Source organism: Streptomyces sp. NPDC005435 (genome assembly GCF_040703155.1).
Classification (GTDB): Bacteria; Actinomycetota; Actinomycetes; order Streptomycetales; family Streptomycetaceae; genus Streptomyces.
Genome location: NZ_JBEXEQ010000002.1, coordinates 285,411 through 307,667, shown reverse-complemented (window position 1 = coordinate 307,667; position 22,257 = coordinate 285,411). Strand labels below are relative to the sequence as shown.

General features: G+C 70.9%; 20 protein-coding genes. All 20 read right to left on the bottom strand.

The window, feature by feature from the left end:
• Positions 1-13 precede the first annotated feature (13 nt).
• The 20 genes from atpA to nrtL all read right to left on the bottom strand — a co-directional run bounded on the left by atpA (position 14) and on the right by nrtL (position 22,130).
• Entirely contained in the window at positions 14-1,606 is a 1,593-nt protein-coding gene (gene atpA / locus AB0898_RS04440) for a F0F1 ATP synthase subunit alpha (RefSeq protein ID WP_018544517.1), read from the bottom strand.
• Between the two features lie 125 nt (positions 1,607-1,731).
• Entirely contained in the window at positions 1,732-2,547 is an 816-nt protein-coding gene (locus tag AB0898_RS04435) for a F0F1 ATP synthase subunit delta (RefSeq protein WP_366801289.1), read from the bottom strand.
• The gene (locus tag AB0898_RS04430) at positions 2,544-3,089 is read right to left on the bottom strand and encodes a F0F1 ATP synthase subunit B (protein ID WP_366801288.1); all 546 of its coding nucleotides are present in this window, start codon (positions 3,087-3,089) and stop codon (positions 2,544-2,546) included. The genes AB0898_RS04435 and AB0898_RS04430 overlap by 4 nt, the downstream gene beginning before the upstream one ends.
• 41 nt (positions 3,090-3,130) lie before the next feature.
• Entirely contained in the window at positions 3,131-3,361 is a 231-nt protein-coding gene (atpE, locus tag AB0898_RS04425) for an ATP synthase F0 subunit C (RefSeq protein WP_030915976.1), read from the bottom strand.
• A gap of 74 nt (positions 3,362-3,435) precedes the next feature.
• A complete protein-coding gene (gene atpB, locus AB0898_RS04420) occupies positions 3,436-4,272 on the bottom strand; it encodes a F0F1 ATP synthase subunit A (RefSeq protein WP_366801287.1) in 837 nt (278 codons plus the stop codon).
• A 210-nt stretch (positions 4,273-4,482) separates the two neighbouring features.
• Positions 4,483-4,923, bottom strand: coding sequence for a hypothetical protein (locus AB0898_RS04415; RefSeq protein ID WP_366801382.1), 441 nt, complete (start codon positions 4,921-4,923; stop codon positions 4,483-4,485).
• A gap of 279 nt (positions 4,924-5,202) precedes the next feature.
• Positions 5,203-6,516 (bottom strand): MraY family glycosyltransferase, encoded by a 1,314-nt coding sequence (locus AB0898_RS04410; RefSeq protein WP_366801286.1) that lies wholly within the window; start codon positions 6,514-6,516, stop codon positions 5,203-5,205.
• A gap of 150 nt (positions 6,517-6,666) precedes the next feature.
• Positions 6,667-7,905, bottom strand: a complete 1,239-nt coding sequence (gene glyA / locus AB0898_RS04405) for a serine hydroxymethyltransferase (RefSeq protein ID WP_366801285.1) — start codon at positions 7,903-7,905, stop codon at positions 6,667-6,669.
• Positions 7,906-8,009: 104 nt separating this feature from the next.
• On the bottom strand, positions 8,010-8,669 hold the full coding sequence (locus AB0898_RS04400; RefSeq protein WP_018544509.1) for a low molecular weight phosphatase family protein: 660 nt from the start codon (positions 8,667-8,669) through the stop codon (positions 8,010-8,012).
• A 52-nt stretch (positions 8,670-8,721) separates the two neighbouring features.
• Complete coding sequence (locus tag AB0898_RS04395; RefSeq protein ID WP_018544508.1) at positions 8,722-9,369, bottom strand: L-threonylcarbamoyladenylate synthase; 648 nt, start codon at positions 9,367-9,369, stop codon at positions 8,722-8,724.
• Positions 9,370-9,419: 50 nt separating this feature from the next.
• A complete protein-coding gene (gene prmC, locus AB0898_RS04390; protein WP_161178786.1) occupies positions 9,420-10,259 on the bottom strand; it encodes a peptide chain release factor N(5)-glutamine methyltransferase in 840 nt (279 codons plus the stop codon).
• Between the two features lie 82 nt (positions 10,260-10,341).
• Positions 10,342-11,418: a peptide chain release factor 1 gene (prfA, locus tag AB0898_RS04385; RefSeq protein WP_366801284.1), complete on the bottom strand. Its 1,077-nt coding sequence runs from the start codon at positions 11,416-11,418 to the stop codon at positions 10,342-10,344.
• Between the two features lie 106 nt (positions 11,419-11,524).
• Complete coding sequence (gene rpmE / locus AB0898_RS04380; protein ID WP_018544505.1) at positions 11,525-11,749, bottom strand: 50S ribosomal protein L31; 225 nt, start codon at positions 11,747-11,749, stop codon at positions 11,525-11,527.
• 255 nt (positions 11,750-12,004) lie between these two features.
• Complete coding sequence (locus AB0898_RS04375; protein WP_366801283.1) at positions 12,005-13,111, bottom strand: LCP family protein; 1,107 nt, start codon at positions 13,109-13,111, stop codon at positions 12,005-12,007.
• A gap of 412 nt (positions 13,112-13,523) precedes the next feature.
• On the bottom strand, positions 13,524-15,503 hold the full coding sequence (gene rho / locus AB0898_RS04370) for a transcription termination factor Rho (protein ID WP_366801282.1): 1,980 nt from the start codon (positions 15,501-15,503) through the stop codon (positions 13,524-13,526).
• A 407-nt stretch (positions 15,504-15,910) separates the two neighbouring features.
• Positions 15,911-16,828 (bottom strand): homoserine kinase, encoded by a 918-nt coding sequence (gene thrB, locus AB0898_RS04365; protein ID WP_366801281.1) that lies wholly within the window; start codon positions 16,826-16,828, stop codon positions 15,911-15,913.
• A 279-nt stretch (positions 16,829-17,107) separates the two neighbouring features.
• Positions 17,108-18,166 carry a threonine synthase gene (gene thrC / locus AB0898_RS04360; protein WP_366801280.1) on the bottom strand — a complete coding sequence of 353 codons (1,059 nt, stop codon included), beginning with the start codon at positions 18,164-18,166 and terminating at the stop codon, positions 17,108-17,110.
• 6 nt (positions 18,167-18,172) lie between these two features.
• A complete protein-coding gene (locus tag AB0898_RS04355) occupies positions 18,173-19,462 on the bottom strand; it encodes a homoserine dehydrogenase (protein WP_366801381.1) in 1,290 nt (429 codons plus the stop codon).
• 165 nt (positions 19,463-19,627) lie between these two features.
• Positions 19,628-21,019 (bottom strand): diaminopimelate decarboxylase, encoded by a 1,392-nt coding sequence (gene lysA, locus AB0898_RS04350; protein WP_366801279.1) that lies wholly within the window; start codon positions 21,017-21,019, stop codon positions 19,628-19,630.
• Positions 21,020-21,062: 43 nt separating this feature from the next.
• Positions 21,063-22,130: an ArgS-related anticodon-binding protein NrtL gene (gene nrtL, locus AB0898_RS04345; RefSeq protein WP_366801278.1), complete on the bottom strand. Its 1,068-nt coding sequence runs from the start codon at positions 22,128-22,130 to the stop codon at positions 21,063-21,065.
• Between the last annotated feature and the right edge of the window lie 127 nt (positions 22,131-22,257).

Here is a 22,257-nt window from a genome sequence, read left to right as displayed (position 1 = left end):
TCCCTTCCTTACGTCACTTGGCGGCAGTCGCGGGGGTGTCCTCGCCGAGCAGCTTGCCCTCGGAGGTCTCGAACTGCTTCTTGAACTCCGCGATCGCGTCACCGATGGCCTGCAGGGTGTCATCCGACATCTTGCCTCCCTCGCGGATCGACGTCATCAGACCCTGGTGCTTGCGGTGCAGGAACTCCAGGAGCTCCTTGTCGAAGCGGCGGACGTCGTCGACCGGGACGTCGTCCATGCGGCCCGTACCACCGGCCCAGATCGAGACGACCTGGTCCTCGGTGGACATCGGCTGGTACTGGTTCTGCTTGAGCAGCTCGGTCATGCGGGTACCGCGCTCGAGCTGGTTCTTCGAGGCCTGGTCCAGGTCGGAACCGAAGGCGGCGAACGCCTCCAGCTCGCGGTACTGGGCGAGGTCCACGCGCAGTCGGCCGGAGACCTGCTTCATCGCCTTGTGCTGCGCGGAACCACCGACTCGGGAGACGGAGATACCGACGTTCAGCGCGGGGCGCTGACCGGCGTTGAACAGGTCCGACTCCAGGAAGCACTGGCCGTCGGTGATGGAGATGACGTTGGTCGGGATGAACGCCGAGACGTCGTTGGCCTTGGTCTCGACGATCGGCAGACCGGTCATCGAGCCGGCACCCATGTCGTCGGAGAGCTTGGCGCAGCGCTCCAGCAGACGGGAGTGCAGGTAGAAGACGTCACCCGGGTAGGCCTCACGGCCCGGCGGGCGGCGCAGCAGCAGGGAGACGGCGCGGTAGGCGTCGGCCTGCTTCGACAGGTCGTCGAAGACGATCAGGACGTGCTTGCCCTGGTACATCCAGTGCTGGCCGATGGCCGAACCGGTGTACGGCGCCAGGTACTTGAAGCCGGCCGGGTCGGACGCCGGGGCGGCGACGATGGTCGTGTACTCCAGCGCGCCGTTCTCCTCCAGCGCGCGGCGCACGCCGGCGATGGTGGAGCCCTTCTGGCCGACGGCGACGTAGATGCAGCGGACCTGCTTCTTCGGGTCGCCCGAGCGCCAGTTGTCGCGCTGGTTGATGATCGTGTCGACGGCCAGGGCGGTCTTGCCGGTCTGGCGGTCACCGATGATCAGCTGACGCTGGCCGCGGCCGACCGGGGTCATGGCGTCGACGGCCATGTAGCCCGTCTCCATCGGCTCGTGGACCGACTGGCGCTCCATGACCGTGGGGGCCTGCAGCTCGAGCGCGCGGCGACCGTCGGTCTCGACCTCGCCGAGGCCGTCGATCGGCTTGCCGAGCGGGTCGACGACACGGCCGAGGTAGCCGTCGCCGACCGGCACGGAGAGCACCTCACCGGTGCGGTGCACCGGCTGGCCCTCCTCGATGCCGCTGAACTCACCGAGGACGATGGCACCGATCTCGCGCTCCTCGAGGTTGAGGGCGAGGCCGAGGGTGCCGTCCTCGAACTTCAGCAGTTCGTTGGCCATGGCCGAGGGCAGGCCCTCGACCTTCGCGATGCCGTCGCCGGCAAGGGTGACCGTACCGACCTCCTCGCGCGAGGCCGCGTCCGGCTTGTACGACTGGACAAAGTTCTCCAGCGCGTCCCGGATCTCCTCCGGCCGGATCGTGAGCTCCGCCATCTGGGTTCCCTGCTCTCCTTGTTGGGCCCGAAGTTTCACTTGGGGGGATGGGGACTCCCCCCTGAACGAGGTGAATCCTCTGCACGGCCCAACCAGGGCCGTAGGTACGTCTTGCTTGTTGAGTTCTAGCTCGCCATGCGGCGGCCGGCGTCTTCCAGCCGGTCCGCGATGGAGCCGTTGATGACCTCGTCACCGACCTGCACGCGCAGTCCGCCGACGACGTCGGGGTCCACGTCCAGGTTGAGGTGCATCCGGCGGCCGTAGAGCTTCGCCAGGGCGTCGCCCAGGCGTCGCTTCTGCGGGTCGCTCAGCGGCACCGCGGAGGTGACCGTGGCCACCAGCCGGTCCCGGCGCTCGGCGGCCAGCTTGGACAGGGACTCCAGTCCCGCTTCCAGGCTACGTCCACGCGGCGCGGTGACGAGGCGCGTGACCAGACGCTCGGTGACGGGCTTGGCCCGTCCGCCGAGCAGCCGGTGCAGCAGTTCGGCCTTGGCCGAGGCGCTCGCGGCCTGGTCGGTCAGCGCGGCCCGCAGGGCGGGGTCGGAGGCGACGATCCGGCCGAAGCGGAACAGCTCGTCCTCGACGTCGTCGAGCGTGCCGTCCTTCTCCGCCGCGGTGAGGTCGGCGATGTTCGCCAGCTCCTCGATCGCGTCCACCAGGTCGCGGGGCTGCGACCAGCGGGAGCGGGCCATCCCGGCCACCAGGTCGGCGGCCGGACCGCTCACCTGGCCGCCGATCAGGCGCTGCACCAGCTCGGCCTTGGCCTCGGCGGGCTGCGCCGGGTCGGTGAGGACCCGGCGCAGGCCGGCCTCGCGGTCGAGCAGCGCGGTGACGGCCGCCAGCTCGTCGGCGAGCTGCGCGGCGTTCACGGACGTGGAGTCCGTCAGCGCGTCGAGACGCTCCCGTGCGGCAGCCAGTGCCTCGCGGCTCGCTCCGTTCATCGCGTGGCCTCGGCCTTCTCGTCGAGCTCGTCGAGGAAGCGGTCGATCACACGGCTCTGCCGGGCGTGGTCCTCAAGGGACTCGCCGACGAGCTTGCCGGCCAGTTCCGTGGCGAGGGTGCCGACGTCCTGGCGCAGCGCGGCGGAAGCGGCCTTGCGGTCGGCCTCGATCTGGGCGTGACCGGCGGCGATGATCTCCTCGCGCTGACGCTGGCCCTCGGCCCGCATCTCGGCGATGAGCTCCGCGCCCTGCTCCTGAGCCTCCTGGCGCAGCCGCGCGGCCTCGTGCCGAGCCTCGGCGAGCTGGGCCTTGTACTGCTCAAGGACGCTCTGGGCCTCGGTCTGCGCGGCCTCGGCCTTCTCGATACCGCCTTCGATGGCCTCGCGGCGCTGCTCCAGAACCTTGTTGATGTTCGGGAGCAGCTTCCAGGCGAGGAAGCCGAAGACGATGACGAAGGCGATCAGGCCGATGACGAGCTCTGGGATCGGCGGGATGAGGGGGTTCTCGGCTCCCTCAGCCGCAAGCTGAACCAGGGGGCTCATATCAGTGCCTTTCGTCTAGTGGGCTGTAATGGATCCGCAGATCACTGGCCGTAGACGAACGGCATGACCAGACCGATGAGGGCGAGCGCCTCACAGAAGGCGAAGCCGAGGATCTGGTTGGCACGGATCAGGCCGGCAGCCTCGGGCTGGCGGGCAAGCGCCTGGGTGCCGTTACCGAAGATGATGCCGACGCCGACGCCGGGGCCGATGGCGGCGAGACCGTAACCGATGGAGCCGAGGGAGCCGGAAACAGCAGCAAGAGTCTGGGACATGCCCGTTCTTCCTTTTCTTTACGGACCGGTGGGGGTTGGCCACCGGACGAATGAGAGACCGAGAGAGGGAACGCTCAGTGGTGCTCGGCCAGCGCGCCCTGGATGAAGCTGCACGTCAGGAGTACGAAGACGTACGCCTGCAGAGCCTGGACGAACAGCTCGAAGGCAGTCATCACGATGGTCATGATGAACGACACGCCGGCGTACGCGATGCCGATGCCGTTCAGCATGTACCAGCTGGCGATCGTGAAGAGCAGCAGCAGCGTGTGACCGGCGAACATGTTCGCGAAGAGTCGCACCGCGTGCGTGAAGGGCCGGACGAGCAGGTTCGAGAACAGCTCGATCAGCATGGCCAGCGGCAGTACCGCGCCGAGCGACTTGTCGTAGCCCGTGAAGTTCTTGAAGGCGCCGACGAATCCGTGCCGCTTGAAGGTCAGCGAGACCCACAGGACGTAGACGATCAGAGCCAGGACGATCGGGTACGCGATGATCGACGTCACCGGGAACTGCGCCACCGGGATGATCGACCAGAGGTTCATCATCCAGATGAAGAAGAAGAGCGAGACGACGAGAGGTACGTACTTCTCGCCTTCCTTCTTGCCGATCGTCTCGTAGACGACACCGCGCCGGATGAAGTCGTAGCCGGACTCGGCGATCATCTGGAGCTTGCCCGGGACAACCTTCGGGCGGGCGAAGGCGGCCCAGAAGAAGACCACGACGATGATCGAACCGAGCAACGCCAGCAGCATCGGCTTGTTGAAGTACAGGTTGCTGTCCGCGTCGCCCCAGAGCGGCTTGAACAGGAACGAGTGCAGGCCCGGAGCCGGGAAGCCGCACCCGGAGAACAGGTGGCAGCTCGTGTCGAAAGCGAGCGTCTGCGTCGGATCAGCACTCACCGCGGGCTCCTTCATCGTGGCGCATGGGTACGGCAACCTCGTTGTGTCGGCGCGGCGCAGGGCCGCGGTTCGGCACGGGACTGGTGGTTCGGATGTGGGGGCGGCTCGGGGGCATCTCGCCTCGCGATGGAACAGGCGTCAGCTGGGATGCCCGCGTCCGCGATGCCGCAGTTGGCACCGGACGATAGCAGGATCTCGCGTGCGCCTTTATCCCGGCCCTACCTCTCACGACGAGTGCCCTGTCTTATCGGGCTTGTCGCCCTTCGACGAGGCATCAGGTTCGACGTAAAGAGTCTTGGCCTTCATGTGCGCGCGCGTCTGCGCGGCGGTCCAGGTGAGCGTGCAGACCACGATCCCGATGGCGAAGGCCCGCGGATTGAACGCCGTCGTGTCCTTGAACACGGCGATGAACATGATCACCAGCAGGAGCTGGGCCGCGTAGAGCAACAGACCCATCATCTGGAACAGATGGGGAAGTGACTTGGCGGTGCGTTGAAGCACGAAGAGACCAAGCCCCATGAGAGCGCTGACCAACAGCGTCGCCACGACCGCCCCGATGGCCCCCTTGCCACCCGCGACCACGGCGCTGACGACGGTGGCGATCGCACCGACGACAGCCGTGGGCACGGCGGCCTGGGCCAGAATCCGGACGTCATTGGACGGCATGGCGGCAACTCCGCTTTCACAGGGGGCAGGTGTCGTCATGGACGAGCGTAGTCCCGGGCAGAGTGATCGATTACTCACACCAATGGACCGTCGCATTACGGTCCTTCGGCTCTCTCCGGGGTTCTCGTGAACCGTATCACAAACTATTTGATGAGGTCTTTACCCACCTGGTGTGCCCGGAGTCACACATGAGAGTGATGCTGCGCGTCTGTGCAAAAACCGCGCCTACTTGTCTGATATTGGGGGACTTTGCTCCCCCACGGGTTGGCAATGCTCTAGTCAGATTCTTACCTTGCGGCCCTTACCCGAGTCCGGTCGAGCGCCCAGCGCGGTCGCGCCGTTGACGCCCGCGACAGCGGCCGCGACGGGCTCGCGGGGCTCGGCTTCGGGCTGGTCCTCGCCGGCGTTCTCCAGGGCCCCGGCCGCCGCCCTGCGGCGTCGGTAGCGCGGCGGTACGAAGGCCTCCGCCCAGCGGGGGGCGTGGGGGGTGAAGCGGGGCAGGAGGAGCATCACCAGGCCGACGGCGCTGAGGAAGACGACGCCGAGGACGATCCACATGGACGCCGAGTTGACCGAGTAGGCGAGCGCGCCGAAGCCGATGAGCGCCGACCAGAAGTACATGATCAGCACGGCCCGGCTGTGCGAGTGGCCGACCTCGAGCAGGCGGTGGTGCAGATGGCCCCGGTCGGCGGCGAACGGCGACTGACCGCGCCAGGTGCGGCGCACGATGGCGAGGATCAGGTCGGCGGCGGGGATCGCGATGATGCTCAGCGGCATCAGCAGCGGGATGTAGACGGGCACCATCGCGTGCACGGCGCTGCGCTCGGAGGCGCCGAAGAGACGGTCGGGGTCGACCTGTCCGGTGACGGAGATGGCGCCGGCGGCCAGCACGAGACCGATGAGCATCGAGCCGGAGTCGCCCATGAAGATGCGCGCGGGATGCATGTTGTGCGGCAGGAAGCCCACGCACATACCCATCAGGATCGCCGCGAACAGCGTCGCGGGGGCGGCCTCCTCGATGCCGTACGAGTACCAGATGCGGTAGGCGTACATGAAGAACGCGCCCGCGGCGATGCACACCATGCCCGCCGCGAGACCGTCGAGGCCGTCCACGAAGTTGACCGCGTTGATGGTGACGACCACCAGCGCCACCGTCAGCAGGGTGCCCTGCCACTGGGTCACCGCCACCGTGCCGACGCCCGGCACCGGCAGCCACAGGATCGTCAGACCCTGCATGACCATCACGCCGGCGGCGATCATCTGGCCGCCCAGCTTGATCAGGGCGTCGATCTCGAACTTGTCGTCCAGGACGCCGATGAGCCAGATCAGGGCGGCCCCGGAGAGCAGGGCGCGCGGCTCGTTGGAGCGGACGAAGACCTCGTTCAGGCTGCTGAGGTGGTCCGCGACCAGCAGGCCCGCGCACAGTCCGAAGAACATCGCGATGCCGCCGAGGCGCGGAGTGGGTTCGCGGTGCACGTCACGTGCCCGGATCTCCGGCATCGCCCCCGCCACGATCGCGAACTTACGCACCGGTCCCGTCAGGAGGTACGTCACCGCGGCCGTGACACAGAGCGTCAGCAGGTATTCACGCACGGGCTTCCCCACAGATCTCGCTGGCCATCACAGCCCCACACCCTAGCGAGCGGGGCATACGGATGAGGACTTCCGGGTAGTGACGATGGTTGCACCGCCCCCCGCGCGACACCCGCTCACCGGACCGTACGGCCTACCGTCTACCCCTGCTCAGGCGGGGTAGGGCGAAAACGCGCCAGTCAGTTCGCGCACCTGCGCGCGCACCGCGCCGGGAGCAAGCTCACCCCGCACGACGCCCGCCAGCAGCGCGGCGATGCGTTCCATCTCCGCCTCGCCCATGCCCTGGGTGGTCACCGCTGCGGTGCCCAGGCGCAGTCCCCGGTCCCCGGTGTGCGGCAGCGGGCAGCAGTCGAGGACGAGCCCGGCGGCGGCGAGCAGACCGCGCGCGGTGCGGCCGTCCGCGCCGAGCGGGGCGGGGTCGACGGTGACGAGGTGGGTGTCGGTGCCGCCGGTGGTGACGGCGAGCCCCTCGGCGGCCAGCCGGTCCGCGAGCACCCGGGCGTGGGCGACGACCTGATGGGCGTAGAGGCCGAAGGCGGGTGTCGCCGCCTCCCCGAAGGCGACGGCCTTGGCGGCGACCACGTTCATCTGCGCGCCGCCCTGGGTGAAGGGGAACACCGCCCGGTCCACCCGCCCGGCGAGCGCTTCGCCGCACAGGATCAGTCCGCCGCGCGGTCCGCGCAGCACCTTGTGCGTCGTCGCGCACACGATGTCGGCGTACGGCACCGGGTTCGGCGCCGCTCCCCCGGCGACCAGCCCGAGGGGATGCGCCGCGTCCACGATCAGATACGCGCCCACCTCGTCGGCGACCTCGCGGAAGAAGGCGTGGTCGAGGTGGCGGGGATAGGCGATCGAGCCGCACACGAGGGCCCTGGGGCGGTGCTCCCGGGCCAGCCGGCGCACCTCGTCGTGGTCGACGAGCCCGGTGGCGGGGTCGAGGCCGTAGGACACGAAGTCGAACCAGCGGCCGGAGACGTGCGCGGGCGAGCCATGGCTGAGATGGCCGCCGTGGGGCAGCCCGAGGGCGAGGACGGTGTCCCCGGGGCGCAGCAGGGCCGCGTAGGCGGCGAGGACGGCCGAGGAGCCGGTGTGCGGCTGGACGTTGGCGTGCTCGGCGCCGAACAGCTCCCGGGCCCGCTCGGCGGCCAGGTGCTCGGCGGCGTCGGCGAAGGCGCAGCCGCCGTGGAACCGGGCGCCCGGGTAGCCCTCGGCGTACTTGTTGGCCAGCGGGGAGCCGAGCGCGGCGAGCACGGCCGGGGAGGCGAAGTTCTCGGCGGCGCTCAGCTGGAGGGTGGACGTCTGCCGGTCCAGTTCGCCCCGCAGGATGTCGGCCAGCTCCGGGTCCTGCCGGCGCAGGACGTCCGGGTCCGGGGCGGGAGTGACCGGCATGGGAGGCTCCGGCGGTCGGAAGTGGACTTACGTCCAATGTAGGCCCGGGGCGGAAGGGGCGCTCGGCCGCTCCGCCCCGGTTCCGCCGCAGTGCCGGGGCGGGGTCACATGTGCGCGGGGACGCCGGTCAGCGCGGTGACGACCGGGTCCAGGGCGTCCCGTATCTCGTCGCCGATGGAGCGGAAGAAGGGCAGCGGGGCGCCGTAGGGGTCGTACACCTCGTCCGCCTCGGCGGTCGGGGCGAGCAGCCAGCCGCGCAGCGCGGCGGCGGCCCGGACCAGGGCGCGGGCGCGCAGCACGACGCCGTCCTCCAGGGGCGGCAGAGTGGCCGGATCTATCGCCCGCACCAGGCGGGTGAACTCCTTCAGCGTGAAGGTGCGCAGGCCCGCGGAGTGGCCCATGGAGATGACCTGGGCGCGGTGGTCGCGGGTGGCGGTCAGCACGAGGTCGGCCATGATGACGTGCTCGTCCAGCAGCTCACGTCCGGTGAACCCGGCCGCGTCCGCGCCGAACTCGGCCAGCACGGTCTCCGCGTTCTCCTCCATGGGGGCGCCCTCGTGGCCCCAGGTGCCGGCGCTCTCCACGATCAGACCGCCGCCGAGCACGCCGAGCCGCTCCGCCACGAGGTGCCGGGTCAGCCGCTCGGTGATGGGCGAGCGGCAGACGTTGCCGGTGCTGACGTGGAGGATGCGGAAGGTGTCGCGCGGAAACCCGAAGGTGGTGGTCTGCTCCGCCGCGCTCTCCCCGCCGCCTATGCCGCGCATGGGGTGACCCCCTGCTCGGGCGGGACGGGGAGGACGGGGGGCTCGGGCGCCGTCAATTCGCCACCTCAAGGTCGGGTACGACCTTGCGCAGCTCCTCCGGGGAGATCGCGCCCGCGCGCAGCAGCACGGGGACGTCACGGGAGACGTCCACGATGGAGGAGGGCACGTTGCCCGGGGTGGGGCCGCCGTCGAGGTAGACGGAGACGGAGTCGCCGAGCATCTGCTGGGCGGCGTCGCAGGTCTCGGGGGCGGGGTGGCCGGTGAGGTTGGCGGAGGAGACGGCCATGGGGCCGAACTCGGTGAGCAGCTCGATGGCGACCGGGTGCAGCGGCATCCGGACGGCGACGGTGCCCCGGGTGTCCCCGAGGTCCCACTGCAGGGACGGCTGGTGCCGGGCGACCAGGGTGAGGGCGCCGGGCCAGAAGGCGTCGACCAGGTCCCAGGCCTTCTCGGAGAAGTCCGTGACGAGGCCGTGCAGGGTGTTCGGGGAGCCGATGAGCACGGGGGTGGGCATGTTGCGGCCCCGGCCCTTGGCGGCGAGCAGGTCGGCGACGGCCTCGGAGGAGAACGCGTCGGCGCCGATGCCGTACACCGTGTCGGTCGGCAGGACCACCAGTTCGCCGCGGCGGACGGCGGACGCGGCCTCGCGCAGACCCGTCACGCGGTCGGTCGCGTCGTTGGTGTCGTATCGCCGTGCCATCTAGCGGGCCTCCTCGTACGGGTACTGCGGGGATGAAGTCGGGCGGGCGCTCACGGCATCGCCTTGCGGGCGGTCGCGAAGCGCGGGCGGTTGTTGAGGTCGGGGTGGTCGGCCGCGTCGGCCCAGCCCCGCTCCTCGGTGAAGATCCACGGCACCTGGCCGCCCTGGGTGTCGGCGTGCTCGACGACGACGACTCCGCCGGGGCGCAGCAGCCGGTGCGCGGTGCGCTCCAGGCCGCGGATGAGGTCGAGGCCGTCCTCGCCGGAGAAGAGGGCGAGGTCGGGGTCGTAGTCGCGGGCCTCCGGGGCGACGTACTCCCACTCGGTGAGGGGGATGTACGGCGGGTTGGAGACGACCAGGTCGACCTGGCCGTCGAGGTCCGGGAAGGCGGTCAGGGCGTCGCCCTGGCGCAGATCGACCCTGGAGCCCTGCATGTTCTTGCGGGTCCACTGCAGGGCGTCCTCGGACAGCTCCACGGCGTGGACGCGCGAGCGGGGCACCTCCTGGGCCAGCGCCAGCGCGATGGCGCCGGAGCCGGTGCACAGGTCGACGATGCAGGGCTCGACCACGTCCATGGCACGCACGGCGTCTATGGCCCAGCCGACGACCGACTCCGTCTCGGGGCGGGGCACGAAGACGCCGGGGCCCACCTGGAGCTCCAGGTAGCGGAAGTAGGCGCGTCCGGTGATGTGCTGGAGCGGTTCGCGCTGCTCACGGCGGGCGACGACCTCCCAGTAGCGGGCGTCGAAGTCGGCGTCCTTCACGGAGTGGAGCTGGCCGCGCTTGACGCCGTGCACGAACGCCGCGAGTTCCTCGGCGTCGTTGCGCGGCGAGGGCACACCGGCGTCGGCCAGCCGCTGGGTGGCCTGGGCCACCTCCGCGAGCAGCACGCTGCGGGGGCTCGGGGGTCGCCCCCCGAAGTCTTGCTGCACGCTTCTCCTCCGGTCTCGTGCTTCGTCGTGCGGTGGGTGCTTACGCGGCGGCGAGCTTCGCCGCCGAGTCGGCGTCGACGCAGGCCTGGATGACCGCGTCGAGGTCGCCGTCCAGGACCTGGTCCAGGTTGTACGACTTGAAACCGACGCGGTGGTCCGAGATGCGGTTCTCCGGGAAGTTGTACGTCCGGATCTTCTCGGAGCGGTCGACCGTGCGGACCTGGCTGCGGCGGGCGTCCGCGGCCTCGGCCTCGGCCTTCTCCTGGGCGGCGGCGAGCAGCCTGGAGCGCAGGATACGCATCGCCTGCTCCTTGTTCTGGAGCTGGCTCTTCTCGTTCTGGCAGGAGGCGACGACACCCGTGGGCAGGTGGGTGATGCGCACGGCGGAGTCGGTGGTGTTCACGGACTGGCCGCCGGGTCCTGAGGAGCGGTAGACGTCGATGCGCAGGTCGTTGGCGTGGATCTCGACGTCGACCTCCTCGGCCTCGGGCGTGACGAGCACGCCGGCGGCGGAGGTGTGGATACGGCCCTGCGACTCGGTCGAGGGCACGCGCTGCACGCGGTGCACACCGCCCTCGTACTTCAGCCGGGCCCACACGCCCTGGCCGGGCTCGGTGGCACCCTGGCCGCCCTTGGTCTTCACCGCGACCTGGACGTCCTTGTAGCCGCCCAGCTCGGACTCGGTGGAGTCGATGATCTCGGTCTTCCAGCCCACACGCTCGGCGTACCGCAGATACATGCGCAGGAGGTCACCGGCGAACAGGGCGGACTCGTCGCCGCCCGCGCCGGCCTTGATCTCCAGGATGACGTCCTTGTCGTCGCTCGGGTCGCGCGGGACGAGCAGGAGCCGCAGCTTCTCGGTCAGCTCGTCGCGCTGCCTGTCCAGCACCTTGACCTCGGCGGCGAAGTCGGGGTCGTCGGCCGCGAACTCGCGCGCGGTCTCGATGTCGTCGCCGGTCTGCTTCCAGGAGCGGTACGTGGCGACGATCGGGGTCAGCTCGGCGTAGCGCTTGTTCAGCTTGCGCGCGTTCGCCTGGTCGGCGTGGACCGAGGGGTCGGCGAGCTTCTGCTCCAGATCGGCGTGCTCGGCGACGAGTTCCTCGACGGCCTCGAACATCTTTCGGCTCCTGTACTGCGGGTGAAGGGCTGGCGGGCGACCAAAAACGCCGGTCCCGGGCACACCCCGGGCGGGGCGTGACCGTGGACCGGCGGTTTCGCGCTCGCTACTTCTTCGAGCCGGCGGCAGCCTTGCCGAAGCGGGCCTCGAAGCGGGCCACGCGGCCACCGGTGTCGAGGATCTTCTGCTTGCCCGTGTAGAACGGGTGGCACTCGGAGCAGACCTCGGCGCGGATGGCGCCGGACTGGATGGTGCTGCGGGTGGTGAACGACGCGCCACAGGTGCAGCTGACCTGGGTCTCGACGTACTCGGGGTGGATCTCGCGCTTCAAGGTGTCTCCTAGGTTCCGGGAGGGCGCCGGGTCGCTGCCGCGGGCTTGCGGGGCGTGAACCGGGGCCGACGTACCAGTCTGCCAGGACTGGCGCCATCCCCCAAAACCGGGGGCGTCCCTTTTCTATTCCCTGGGGGTGTGGGGCGCCTTTTGCGGTGTGGAGGGCGCCTTTTGCGGTGCCGGGGGCGCTTCGTGGGCGGGTGCGGGCCGTCTTCGGCTGGTCGCGCAGTTCCCCGCGCCCCTTTTCGGCTACCCCTACGGGGTGCCGATCACCTTGCCTGCCCTGCCCGTCGCCGCTTCCGCCGTCGCCGTCGCGGGGACCTTGTGGTCCTTCTTCAGGGCCTGCCAGACCTGGGCGGCCTTTCCGGGTTCCAGGAGGACGCGGTTGGGGTCGGCGGGGTCGTACTGGACCGGCATCGTCACCATCTGGACGTGGGAGGACTTGATGCCCTTGAGGCCGCCGGCGAAGTCCGCGAGGGAGTTGACCGAGCCGAGGTCGGAGTCGGTGGTGACGGACCTGGTGGCGGTGTCGGCGAGGTCGTAGAGCCGCTTGGGGCTGCTGAGGACGCCGATGTGCTTGACGCGGTCCATCAGCGCCTTGACGAAGGCCTGCTGGAGCTGGATGCGGCCGAGGTCGGAGCCGTCGCCGACGCCGTGCCGGGTGCGGACCAGGCCGAGGGCCTGGGTGCCGTCGAGGGTGTGGGTGCCGGCCGGGAGGTCCAGATGGCTCTGCGGGTCGTGGATGGCCTGGGTGGTGGTCACCGGTACGCCGCCGAGGTCGTCGATCAGCCGCTGGAAGCCCGCGAAGTCGACCTCCAGATAGTGGTCCATGCGCAGTCCGGTGAGCGATTCGACCGTCTTCACGGCGCAGGGGGCGCCGCCGGTGGCGTACGCGGAGTTGAACATCACGTCCTGCGCGGCCGGGAAGGTCTGCCCCTTGCTGTCGGCGCAGGCGGGGCGGTCGATGAGGGTGTCGCGGGGGATCGAGACGACGGTGGCCTTCTTGTGGCCCTTGTAGACGTGCACGATCATCGCGGTGTCGGCGCGGGCCCCGCTGTCGGCGGCCCCGCCGCCGAGTCTGCGGTTGGCGCCGGCGCGGGTGTCCGAGCCGAGGACCAGGATGTTCTCGGAGCCGGTGGCGCCCTTCGCGGGCCGGTGGCCGCCGAGGATCTGGTTGATGTCGACGCTCGTGAGGTTGCCGTTGAGCTTGAAGTAGACGTATCCGGCTCCGGCGCCGCCCAGGACGACGACGCCCGCGGCGGCCCAGGCGGTGGCGAGCAGCGCCTTGCGGCGCGTGCTGCGGGGTTTGCGGCGGCGGCCCTTGCTCCGGCGGCGGGGCGCCGGGGTGCTCTCGGCGGACACGTCACTCCTAGGTCTCGTCCGGTTGATTACCCCCTGCGTTCAGGGTCGGGTGCGGTCGTCATGCACCATCGTCGCTCCGCCTGGTCATACAGGGAAACTCGGGACAGACTCGCACAGCCGCAGCGGCCTTCCTTGTGCGACGGGCGTCACGGAACGTGACCGGCGTGAGGGGGCGATCCCGCGCTCACCTGGGGTTTCGGCGGGGCCGGCGGCGGGGGTCGCGGGTGGGGCGGACGGGGCGCGTGTGGGAAAGGTCTCGCGCGGTGCCGTAGCGCGCGGACGCGGGCGGGGAACGTGCGCGAAGAGGCACGCGAAGGGGTGCGCAAAGAAGTGCGCAAAGAGGCCGCCCCCGGCGGAAGATCCGACGGGGGCGGCCTCAACGCCCTTACGGGCGGGGTGAGTTCGGCGTGACTCAGTCGCCGTTGCCCGGAGCGGGCGTGTTCTTCTGAATCTGCGTCAGGAACTCGATGTTCGACTTCGTCTGCTTCATCTTGTCGAGCAGGAGCTCGATCGCCTGCTGCTGGTCGAGCGCGTGCAGCACGCGACGCAGCTTCCAGGTGATGGCCAGCTCCTCGCTGCCGAGCAGGATCTCTTCCTTACGGGTGCCGGACGCGTCCACGTCCACCGCCGGGAAGATGCGCTTGTCGGCGAGCTTCCGGTCGAGCTTGAGCTCCATGTTGCCGGTGCCCTTGAACTCCTCGAAGATCACCTCGTCCATGCGGGACCCGGTGTCGACGAGCGCGGTGGCGAGGATGGTCAGCGAGCCGCCGTCCTCGATGTTGCGCGCGGCACCGAAGAAGCGCTTCGGCGGGTACAGGGCGGTGGAGTCGACACCACCGGAGAGGATGCGGCCCGAGGCCGGGGCGGCGAGGTTGTACGCACGGCCCAGACGCGTGATCGAGTCGAGCAGCACGACCACGTCGTGACCCAGCTCCACCAGGCGCTTGGCGCGCTCGATGGCCAGCTCGGCGACCGTGGTGTGGTCCTCGGCCGGACGGTCGAAGGTCGAGGAGATGACCTCGCCCTTGACCGAGCGCTGCATGTCGGTGACCTCTTCCGGACGCTCGTCGACCAGGACGACCATCAGGTGGCACTCGGGGTTGTTGTGCGTGATCGCGTTGGCGATCGCCTGCATGATCATGGTCTTGCCGGTCTTCGGCGGGGCCACGATCAGACCGCGCTGGCCCTTGCCGATCGGCGACACGAGGTCGATGATGCGGGTCGTCAGGATGCCGGCCTCGGACTCGAGGCGGAGGCGGTCCTGCGGGTACAGCGGCGTCAGCTTGTTGAACTCCGGCCGCCCGCGGCCGTGTTCGGGCGCCATGCCGTTGACGGAGTCGAGGCGGACGAGCGCGTTGAACTTCTCGCGGCGCTCCCCCTCCTTCGGCTGGCGGACCGCGCCGGTGAGGTGGTCGCCCTTGCGCAGGCCGTTCTTGCGGACCTGGGCGAGGGAGACGTACACGTCGTTCGGACCGGGCAGGTAGCCGGAGGTCCGGATGAAGGCGTAGTTGTCGAGGATGTCCAGGATGCCCGCGACGGGGATCAGGACGTCGTCCTCGTTGACCTGCACCTCGGCGACCTCGTCGCGGCCACGACGGCCACGGCGGTCGCGGTAGCGGCCACGACGGCCACGGCGGCCGCCCTCGAAGTCGTCGTCGTCCTGCTGCTGGCGGTCCTGACGGCCGCCCTGCTGCTGGCCCTGCTGACGCTGGCCGCCCTGCTGGTCGTCGCCCTTGCCGCCACGGCGGTCGCGGTCACGGTCCCGGCCCCCGCGGTCACGGTCGCGGTCGCGGTCGCGGTCGCGGCGGTCGCGGCGGCCACGGCCCTCGCCGTCACCGGCGTCGCCCTTGGCGTCGTTGTTCTGCTGCTGCGTCTCGGCCTTCGGCTCGCTCTTCGGCGCCTCGGCGGCGGTCTCGGCCGGGCTGCCCGCCTCGGCGGTCGCGCGGCGGCGACGGCGCTCGCCGGAGGTGTCCTCGGCGGCGGTCTGCTGCTCGGGCTGGCCCTTCGGGGAGGGCTGGCCCGGGATCTCGATCTGGGCGGCGGCCTTCTCGGCGGACTTCTCCGCCTTCGCCTCGGCGGCCTCCTCACCCGTACGGGTCTTGGAGGTGGCGCGGCGCTTGGGCTTGGTCTCGGCGGCGGCCTCGGCCTTGGGGGCTCCTCCCCCGGCCTGCGCCTCCTTGATGACCTCGATCAGCTGGCTCTTGCGCATCCGCGCGGTGCCCTTGATACCGAGGCCCGAGGCGACCTGCTGCAGCTCGGCCAGCACCATGCCCTCAAGGCCGGTGCCTCGGCGCCGCCGGGAGCCGGCACCGGTGGCAGGCGCGGAGTCCGTGGCGGGCGCGGCAGCGGTCTCCTCGACACGTGCGCCCATCAGATCGGTGGTGTCGCTCACGAAGGGTCCTTCCCTGGAGCGGACGTCGGCCTGTCTGGCTCGGCGACCGGTTGTGCTGTCCGGCATCGGTTCTGTCGGTGAGTACCGTGCCGGGGCGGTGGTCCGCCTGGAAACGGCGGAAGAGAAATTTCTGGTGATGGCGCTCCCCGCGAGCCGTGACACCCGGTGTCACATGGCGCGGCGGCGCCGATTCCGGAGCGGGTCCTGTGCCTCGCTCAGTGCCCCCATACGTCGTACTGCCCAGGTACGGCGCACGGAACACGGAGTGGCTTGGGAGGCTCCCGGAAGAATGTCTGTCCCTGACGGGGACACGAAGCACCTCGCCATGGTGGGGTCGGGTGCAGACTTGAGATTAACACTACCGGATGCAACAAACATTCCCCCTCTCCAAATCCGGCAACCGGGTGTCAGGACGCAAGCGGCAGCACGCTCGCTCCCTGCAGATCGAGGTCGAGGCGGTTGGCCGCCCAGTCGGCCCCGGCCAGCGCCTGGACCTTGTCGGCGGTGCCCGCGTCGGCCAGGGCCATGACGGTGGGTCCGGCGCCCGAGATGACGGCCGGTACGCCGTCGGCGCGCAGCCGCTCCACGAGCGCGGCGCTGTCGCGCATCGCCGGGGCGCGGTAGTCCTGGTGGAGACGGTCCTCGGTGGCGGGCAGCAGCAGCTCGGGGCGCCTGGTCAGGGCCTCGACGAGCAGGGCCGCGCGGCCCGCGTTGGCGGCGGCGTCGACATGCGGGACGGTGCGCGGGAGCAGTCCGCGCGCGGTCTCGGTGAGCACCGGCTTCCCGGGCACGAAAACCACCGGAACGATGGAATCGTCGGGCTCCATCCTGATGGCGCGGGCGGCGCCGCGCTCCAGCCAGGAGAGGGTGAACCCGCCGAGCAGACAGGCGGCGACGTTGTCGGGGTGGCCCTCGATCTCGGTGGCCAGTTCGAGCAGCGCCGCGTCGTCGAGACGGTTCTCGCCGCCTATGGTGACGGCGCGCGCGGCGACGATGCCGGCGCAGATGGCGGCGGAGGAGGAGCCGAGGCCGCGGCCGTGCGGGATGCGGTTGGCGCAGACGATCTCCAGCCCGCGCGGCTGGCCGCCCAGCACGTCGAAGGCGGTGCGCAGGGCGCGGACCAGCAGATGGCGCTCGTCCCTCGGCAGGCTCTCGCCGCCCTCGCCCGCGATGTCGATGTGCAGCCCGGAGTCGGCGACCCGGACGACGACGTCGTCGTAGAGCCCCAGCGCGAGGCCCAGGGCGTCGAAGCCCGGACCGAGGTTGGCGCTGGTGGCGGGGACGCGCACCCGGACGGCGGCGGCGCGGAACGCGGGACCGGCCATCGCTCGTGACTCTCCTTGAGCTGCGTGGCTGCCCGAATGTGCCCTGCGGCGGACATTCGGTGTGGACATTCGATGACGTACGAAGACCCGTCGGGCCGCGCAGACGACGCGGCGCCGTGCCACACGCGTGGGCATGTGCGGTGGGCGGGTTGGTCCCAGCCTATCGAAGGAAGGTTCAGTGGCGACATAGGGCGCACAGGAGGCGCACGATGCGTGTCGTAAGCCCCCTGTGCATCCGTTCCGGCCGCCGCGATCCGCTTCCGGGGTTTCGGACCGGGGTCAGACCAGACCGAGGCGCCGGGCCGCGACGGCCGCGTCGACCGGTACGACGACCGGCTGCGGGGCACCCTCGGTCGCCAGGCCCGGGTCCTTCAGGCCGTTGCCGGTGACCGTACAGACGATGGTCTGGCCCGGATCGACCCTGCCCTGCCCCGCCGCCTTGAGCAGACCGGCCACCGAGGCGGCGGAGGCGGGCTCCACGAAGACGCCCTCCTGCGCGGCCAACAGCCGGTAGGCGCGCAGGATCTCACGGTCCGTCACCTCGTCGATGACGCCCCCGGACTCGTCCCGCGCCGCGAGGGCGTACTGCCAGGAGGCGGGGTTGCCGATGCGGATGGCGGTGGCGAGGGTCTTGGGGTCCTTGACGACCTCGCCGCGCACGATGGGCGCGCTGCCCGCGGCCTGGTAGCCCCACATGCGCGGGGTGCGGCGCGCGGGGCCGTCGGCCTTGTACTCCGTGTAGCCCTTCCAGTAGGCCGTGATGTTGCCCGCGTTGCCGACCGGAAGGATGTGGATGTCGGGGGCGTCGCCGAGCGCGTCGACGATCTCGAACGCGGCCGTCTTCTGGCCCTCGATGCGCACGGGGTTGACCGAATTGACCAGCGCCACCGGGTAGTTGTCGCTCAGGGCGCGGGCGAGGTCGAGGCAGTCGTCGAAGTTTCCGTCGACCTGGAGGATGGTCGCGCCGTGCACGAGGGCCTGGGCCATCTTGCCGAGCGCGATCTTGCCCTGCGGGACGAGCACCGCGGAGACCATGCCGGCGCGCACCGCGTAGGCGGCGGCGGAGGCGGAGGTGTTGCCGGTGGAGGCGCAGATGACCGCCTGGGCGCCCTCCTCCTTGGCCCGCGTGATGGCCATGGTCATGCCCCGGTCCTTGAAGGAGCCGGTGGGGTTGGCCCCCTCCACCTTGAGGTGGACCTCGCAGCCGGTGCGCTCGGAGAGCACCTGCGCGGGCACGAGAGGCGTGCCGCCCTCACGGAGCGTCACGACCGGCGTGCTGTCGGTGACCGGCAGCCTGTCCCGGTACTCCTCGATGATTCCGCGCCACTGGTGGGTCATTGCCGCTTACTCCCCTTCAACCCGCATGATGCTGGCGACACCCCGCACGGTGTCGAGCTTGCGCAGCGCCTCGACGGTCCCGGACAGGGACGCGTCGGAGGCCCGGTGGGTCACGACGACAAGCGATGCCTCGCCGTCCTTGCCCTGCTGCCTGACCGTATCGATGGACACCCCGTGCTCGGCGAACACCGTGGCGACCTGGGCGAGGACACCCGGTTTGTCGGCGACGTCGAGGCTGATGTGGTAGCGCGTGACGACGTCCCCCATCGGGGAGACGGGCAGCGCCGCGTACGCCGACTCGCCCGGGCCCGTCGTACCGCTGAGCAGGTTGCGGCAGACCGCGACGAGGTCGCCGAGGACCGCGGAGGCGGTGGGCGCGCCGCCGGCGCCGGGGCCGTAGAACATCAGCTGGCCGGCCGCGTCGGACTCCACGAAGACGGCGTTGTACGCGCCGCGCACCGAGGCCAGCGGGTGGCCGAGCGGGATCATCGCGGGGTGGACGCGCGCGGTGACGGAGGCGCCGTCCTCGGCGCGCTCGCAGATGGCGAGCAGTTTGATGGTGCAGCCCATGCGCTTGGCCGAGCGGAAGTCGGCGGCGGTGACCTCGGTCATGCCCTCGCGGTGCACGTCGTCGAGGCGGACCCGGGTGTGGAAGGCGATCCCGGCGAGGATGGCGGCCTTGGCGGCGGCGTCGAAGCCCTCGACGTCGGCGGTGGGGTCGGCCTCGGCGTACCCGAGGGCGGTGGCCTCGTCCAGGGCCTCCTGGTAGCCCGCGCCGGTGGAGTCCATCTTGTCGAGGATGAAGTTGGTGGTGCCGTTGACGATGCCGAGCACGCGGTTGACCTTGTCGCCGGCGAGGGACTCGCGCAGCGGGCGGATCAGCGGGATGGCACCGGCGACGGCGGCCTCGTAATAAAGGTCCTTGCCGTGCTCCTCGGCGGCGGCGTGCAGCGCGGCGCCGTCCTGGGCGAGCAGGGCCTTGTTGGCGGAGACGACGGAGGCGCCGTGTTCGAGGGCCGTGGTGATGAGGGTGCGGGCGGGTTCGATGCCGCCGATGACCTCCACCACCACGTCGATGTCACCGCGCTTGACCAGCGCCGTCGCGTCCGTGGTGACCAGCGCCGGGTCGATGCCCGCGCGCACCTTGGCCGGGCGGCGTACGGCGACACCGGCGAGCTCCACCGGGGCGCCGATGCGGGCGGCGAGGTCGTCGGCGTGCGTCGTCATGATGCGCGCCACCTCGGAGCCGACCACTCCACAGCCCAGCAGCGCCACCTTCAGCGGACGCGTACGCATCATCCGACCTCGTTTCCCTCATACCGTGTGCGGTGGGACCAGTCTCACTCACCGGACGGCGGTTTCTCCCCTTGGTCCGGATCCTGAGACATGTATTTCATCTCGCCCGGTGGGGCCGCAGGAGGTTTTCCCGGCGGCCCCACCGGCTGGGCTTTTTCCCGCGGCTCAGCCGACGTCGAGGCGCAGCAGGTCCTCCTCGGTCTCGCGCCGGACGATCACGCGCGCCTCGCCGTCGCGGACGGCGACGACCGGCGGGCGGAGCACGTGGTTGTAGTTGCTGGCCATGGAGCGGCAGTACGCGCCGGTGGCGGGTACGGCGATGAGGTCGCCCGGCGCCAGGTCGGCGGGCAGGAACGCGTCCTTGACCACGATGTCCCCGCTCTCGCAGTGCTTGCCGACGACCCGGGCGAGCATGGGCTCGGCGTCGCTGGTGCGCGAGACGAGGGCGACGCTGTACTCGGCGTCGTACAGCGCCGTACGGATGTTGTCCGACATGCCGCCGTCGACCGAGACGTAGGTGCGCAGCCCCGCGAGCGGCTTGACGGTGCCGACCTCGTACAGCGTGAACGCGGTGGGTCCGACGATCGCGCGGCCCGGCTCGACGGAGATGCGCGGCACGCTCAGCCGGGCCGCCTCGCACTCGCGGGTGACGATCTCGGTGAGCGCCTTGGCGATCTCGTGCGGCTCGCGGGGGTCGTCGTCGCTGGTGTACGCGATGCCGAGGCCGCCGCCGAGGTCGATCTCGGGCAGCTCGACGCCGTGCTCGTCGCGGATGTCCTTCAGCAGTCCGACGACGCGGTGCGCGGCGACCTCGAAGCCGGACATGTCGAAGATCTGCGAGCCGATGTGGCTGTGGATGCCGATGAGTTCGAGCCCGTCGAGGGTGAGCGCGCGCCGTACGGCCTCGGCGGCGCGGCCGCCCGCGAGCGGGATGCCGAACTTCTGGTCCTCGTGCGCGGTCGCGATGAACTCGTGGGTGTGGGCCTCGACGCCGACGGTGATCCGGATCTGCACCCGCTGCCGCCTGCCGAGCCCCTGCGCGATGTGCGCGACGCGGGCGATCTCCTGGAAGGAGTCGAGCACGATCCGCCCGACGCCGGCCTCGACGGCGCGGGTGATCTCCTCGACGGACTTGTTGTTGCCGTGGAAGGCGATGCGCGCGGGGTCCATTCCGGCGGACAGCGCGGTGGCCAGCTCGCCGCCGGAGCAGACGTCGAGGTTGAGCCCCTCCTCGTCCAGCCAGCGCACGACGGCGCGGGAGAGGAACGCCTTGCCGGCGTAGAACACGTCGGCGTCCTCGCCGAACGCGGTGCGCCAGGCGCGCGCCCGGGCCCGGAAGTCGTCCTCGTCGAGGAGGTACGCGGGGGTGCCGAACTCCTCCGCGAGCCGGGTGGCGGGGATGCCGCCGACGGTGACCACGCCGTCCTCGTCCCGGCGCACGGTACGGGCCCACACCTTGGGGTCCAGTGCGTTGAGGTCGGCGGGCGGGGCGGAGTAGTGCCCCTCGGGGAGGACGTCGGCGTGGCGGGGCCCGGCGGGGTGGGCGGAACGGCTCATGACGTTGGCTCTCTGTGTCGCGCTGGGGCCTCTTGCGGTGCCCTCAGAGGTGTTCGGGTGCGTCGATGCCGAGCAGGGACAGGCCACCGGCGAGCACCGTCCCGGCCGCTTCGGCGAGCGCCAGCCGGGCGCGGTGGGCGGCCTCGGGTTTCTCCTCGCCGAGCGGCAGGACGCCGGGGAGAAGGGGGAAGAGCGCGTCGGCGACGGTCACGAGGTGCCGGGCGAGGCGGTCGGGGGCGCGGTGGGTGGCGGCGGCGGTGAGGACGCGGGGGTGGGCGGCGAGGGCGGTGAGGAGGGTGTCCTGGGCGGTGTGCTGCGCGGTCTGTGCGGCGGGGTCGCCGGTGTTCCCGGTGTCGCCGGTGTCGCCGGTGTTCCCGGTGTCGCCGGTGTCGCCGGGTTCGGCGGTGAAGCCGAGGAGGTGGGCGGCGCGGGAGAGGGAACGGACGCGGGCATGGGCGTACCGCACCCGGAAGAGGGGGTTGCTCTCGCGCTGCACGAGGTGATCGGCGCTGATCCGGGGGCGGTCGTGCGCGGCCGGGTGCAGCAGGGCCCACTGGGCGGCGTCGGGGCCGAGGGGGGCGGGGTCCTCGGGGGCGGGGACGGGGCGGAGGACCCCGGTGCTCTGGTCGTCGTCGGGCTTGAGGTGCGCGATCTCGGCGCGGCCGCCCTGGGTGGCGACGATACGGGCGACGGCGTCGGCGATGACTTCGGCCCGCACTTCGTACGGCACCCTCATGACGACGACCTGCCCGTCGAGGGCGCGGCTGTGCCCGTAGGCGGTGCCGCGCGTGAGGATGTCGCCGACGAGGCCGGCGGTGAGGTCGTCGCGGGCGGCGAGGCTGATGTTGAGGAAGCCGGGGCCGGTGATGACGACGTCGCTGATGCCCTCGGCTGTGGCGAGGTGGGACCGCAGTATCTCGGCGACGCGCAGCGGGGTCTGGCCGGCGGGCCGGGCGAGCCTGAGGGCGACGTTGGTGGCGAAGTCCCCGCATCCCCCGGGCCCGGGCCGGTCGACGACGACCTTGTCGGGCAGCCCCACCGTCAGCTCCCCCGCGTCCACGGCACACCGCACGGCGTCCAGGACGGTCCGGGAGAGGTCGAGGGGGGTCACGGGACAAGCGTAGGGGAGGGGAGAGGGGGGTGTTTGACGGGGAGGAGGGGAGGCGGGGGCGAAGGCGGAAGTGGAGGCGGACATCCGGCGAATGACAAAGAGATAGAGGGACAAATAGGCGGGATGG

Bases quoted from the DNA above. Each gene is read 5' to 3' on its own strand.
- thrC (WP_366801280.1), bottom strand. From the start codon at position 18,166: ATGACCCACCAGTGGCGCGGAATCATCGAGGAGTACCGGGACAGGCTG.
- AB0898_RS04415 (WP_366801382.1), bottom strand. From the start codon at position 4,923: ATGCCGTCCAATGACGTCCGGATTCTGGCCCAGGCCGCCGTGCCCACG.
- AB0898_RS04430 (WP_366801288.1), bottom strand. From the start codon at position 3,089: ATGAGCCCCCTGGTTCAGCTTGCGGCTGAGGGAGCCGAGAACCCCCTC.
- atpA (WP_018544517.1), bottom strand. From the start codon at position 1,606: ATGGCGGAGCTCACGATCCGGCCGGAGGAGATCCGGGACGCGCTGGAG.
- thrB (WP_366801281.1), bottom strand. From the start codon at position 16,828: ATGGCCGGTCCCGCGTTCCGCGCCGCCGCCGTCCGGGTGCGCGTCCCC.
- atpB (WP_366801287.1), bottom strand. From the start codon at position 4,272: ATGAAGGAGCCCGCGGTGAGTGCTGATCCGACGCAGACGCTCGCTTTC.
- atpE (WP_030915976.1), bottom strand. From the start codon at position 3,361: ATGTCCCAGACTCTTGCTGCTGTTTCCGGCTCCCTCGGCTCCATCGGT.
- lysA (WP_366801279.1), bottom strand. From the start codon at position 21,019: ATGAGCCGTTCCGCCCACCCCGCCGGGCCCCGCCACGCCGACGTCCTC.
- glyA (WP_366801285.1), bottom strand. From the start codon at position 7,905: ATGCCGGTCACTCCCGCCCCGGACCCGGACGTCCTGCGCCGGCAGGAC.
- AB0898_RS04435 (WP_366801289.1), bottom strand. From the start codon at position 2,547: ATGAACGGAGCGAGCCGCGAGGCACTGGCTGCCGCACGGGAGCGTCTC.
- prfA (WP_366801284.1), bottom strand. From the start codon at position 11,418: ATGTTCGAGGCCGTCGAGGAACTCGTCGCCGAGCACGCCGATCTGGAG.
- AB0898_RS04395 (WP_018544508.1), bottom strand. From the start codon at position 9,369: ATGGCACGGCGATACGACACCAACGACGCGACCGACCGCGTGACGGGT.
- AB0898_RS04400 (WP_018544509.1), bottom strand. From the start codon at position 8,669: ATGCGCGGCATAGGCGGCGGGGAGAGCGCGGCGGAGCAGACCACCACC.
- AB0898_RS04355 (WP_366801381.1), bottom strand. From the start codon at position 19,462: ATGCGTACGCGTCCGCTGAAGGTGGCGCTGCTGGGCTGTGGAGTGGTC.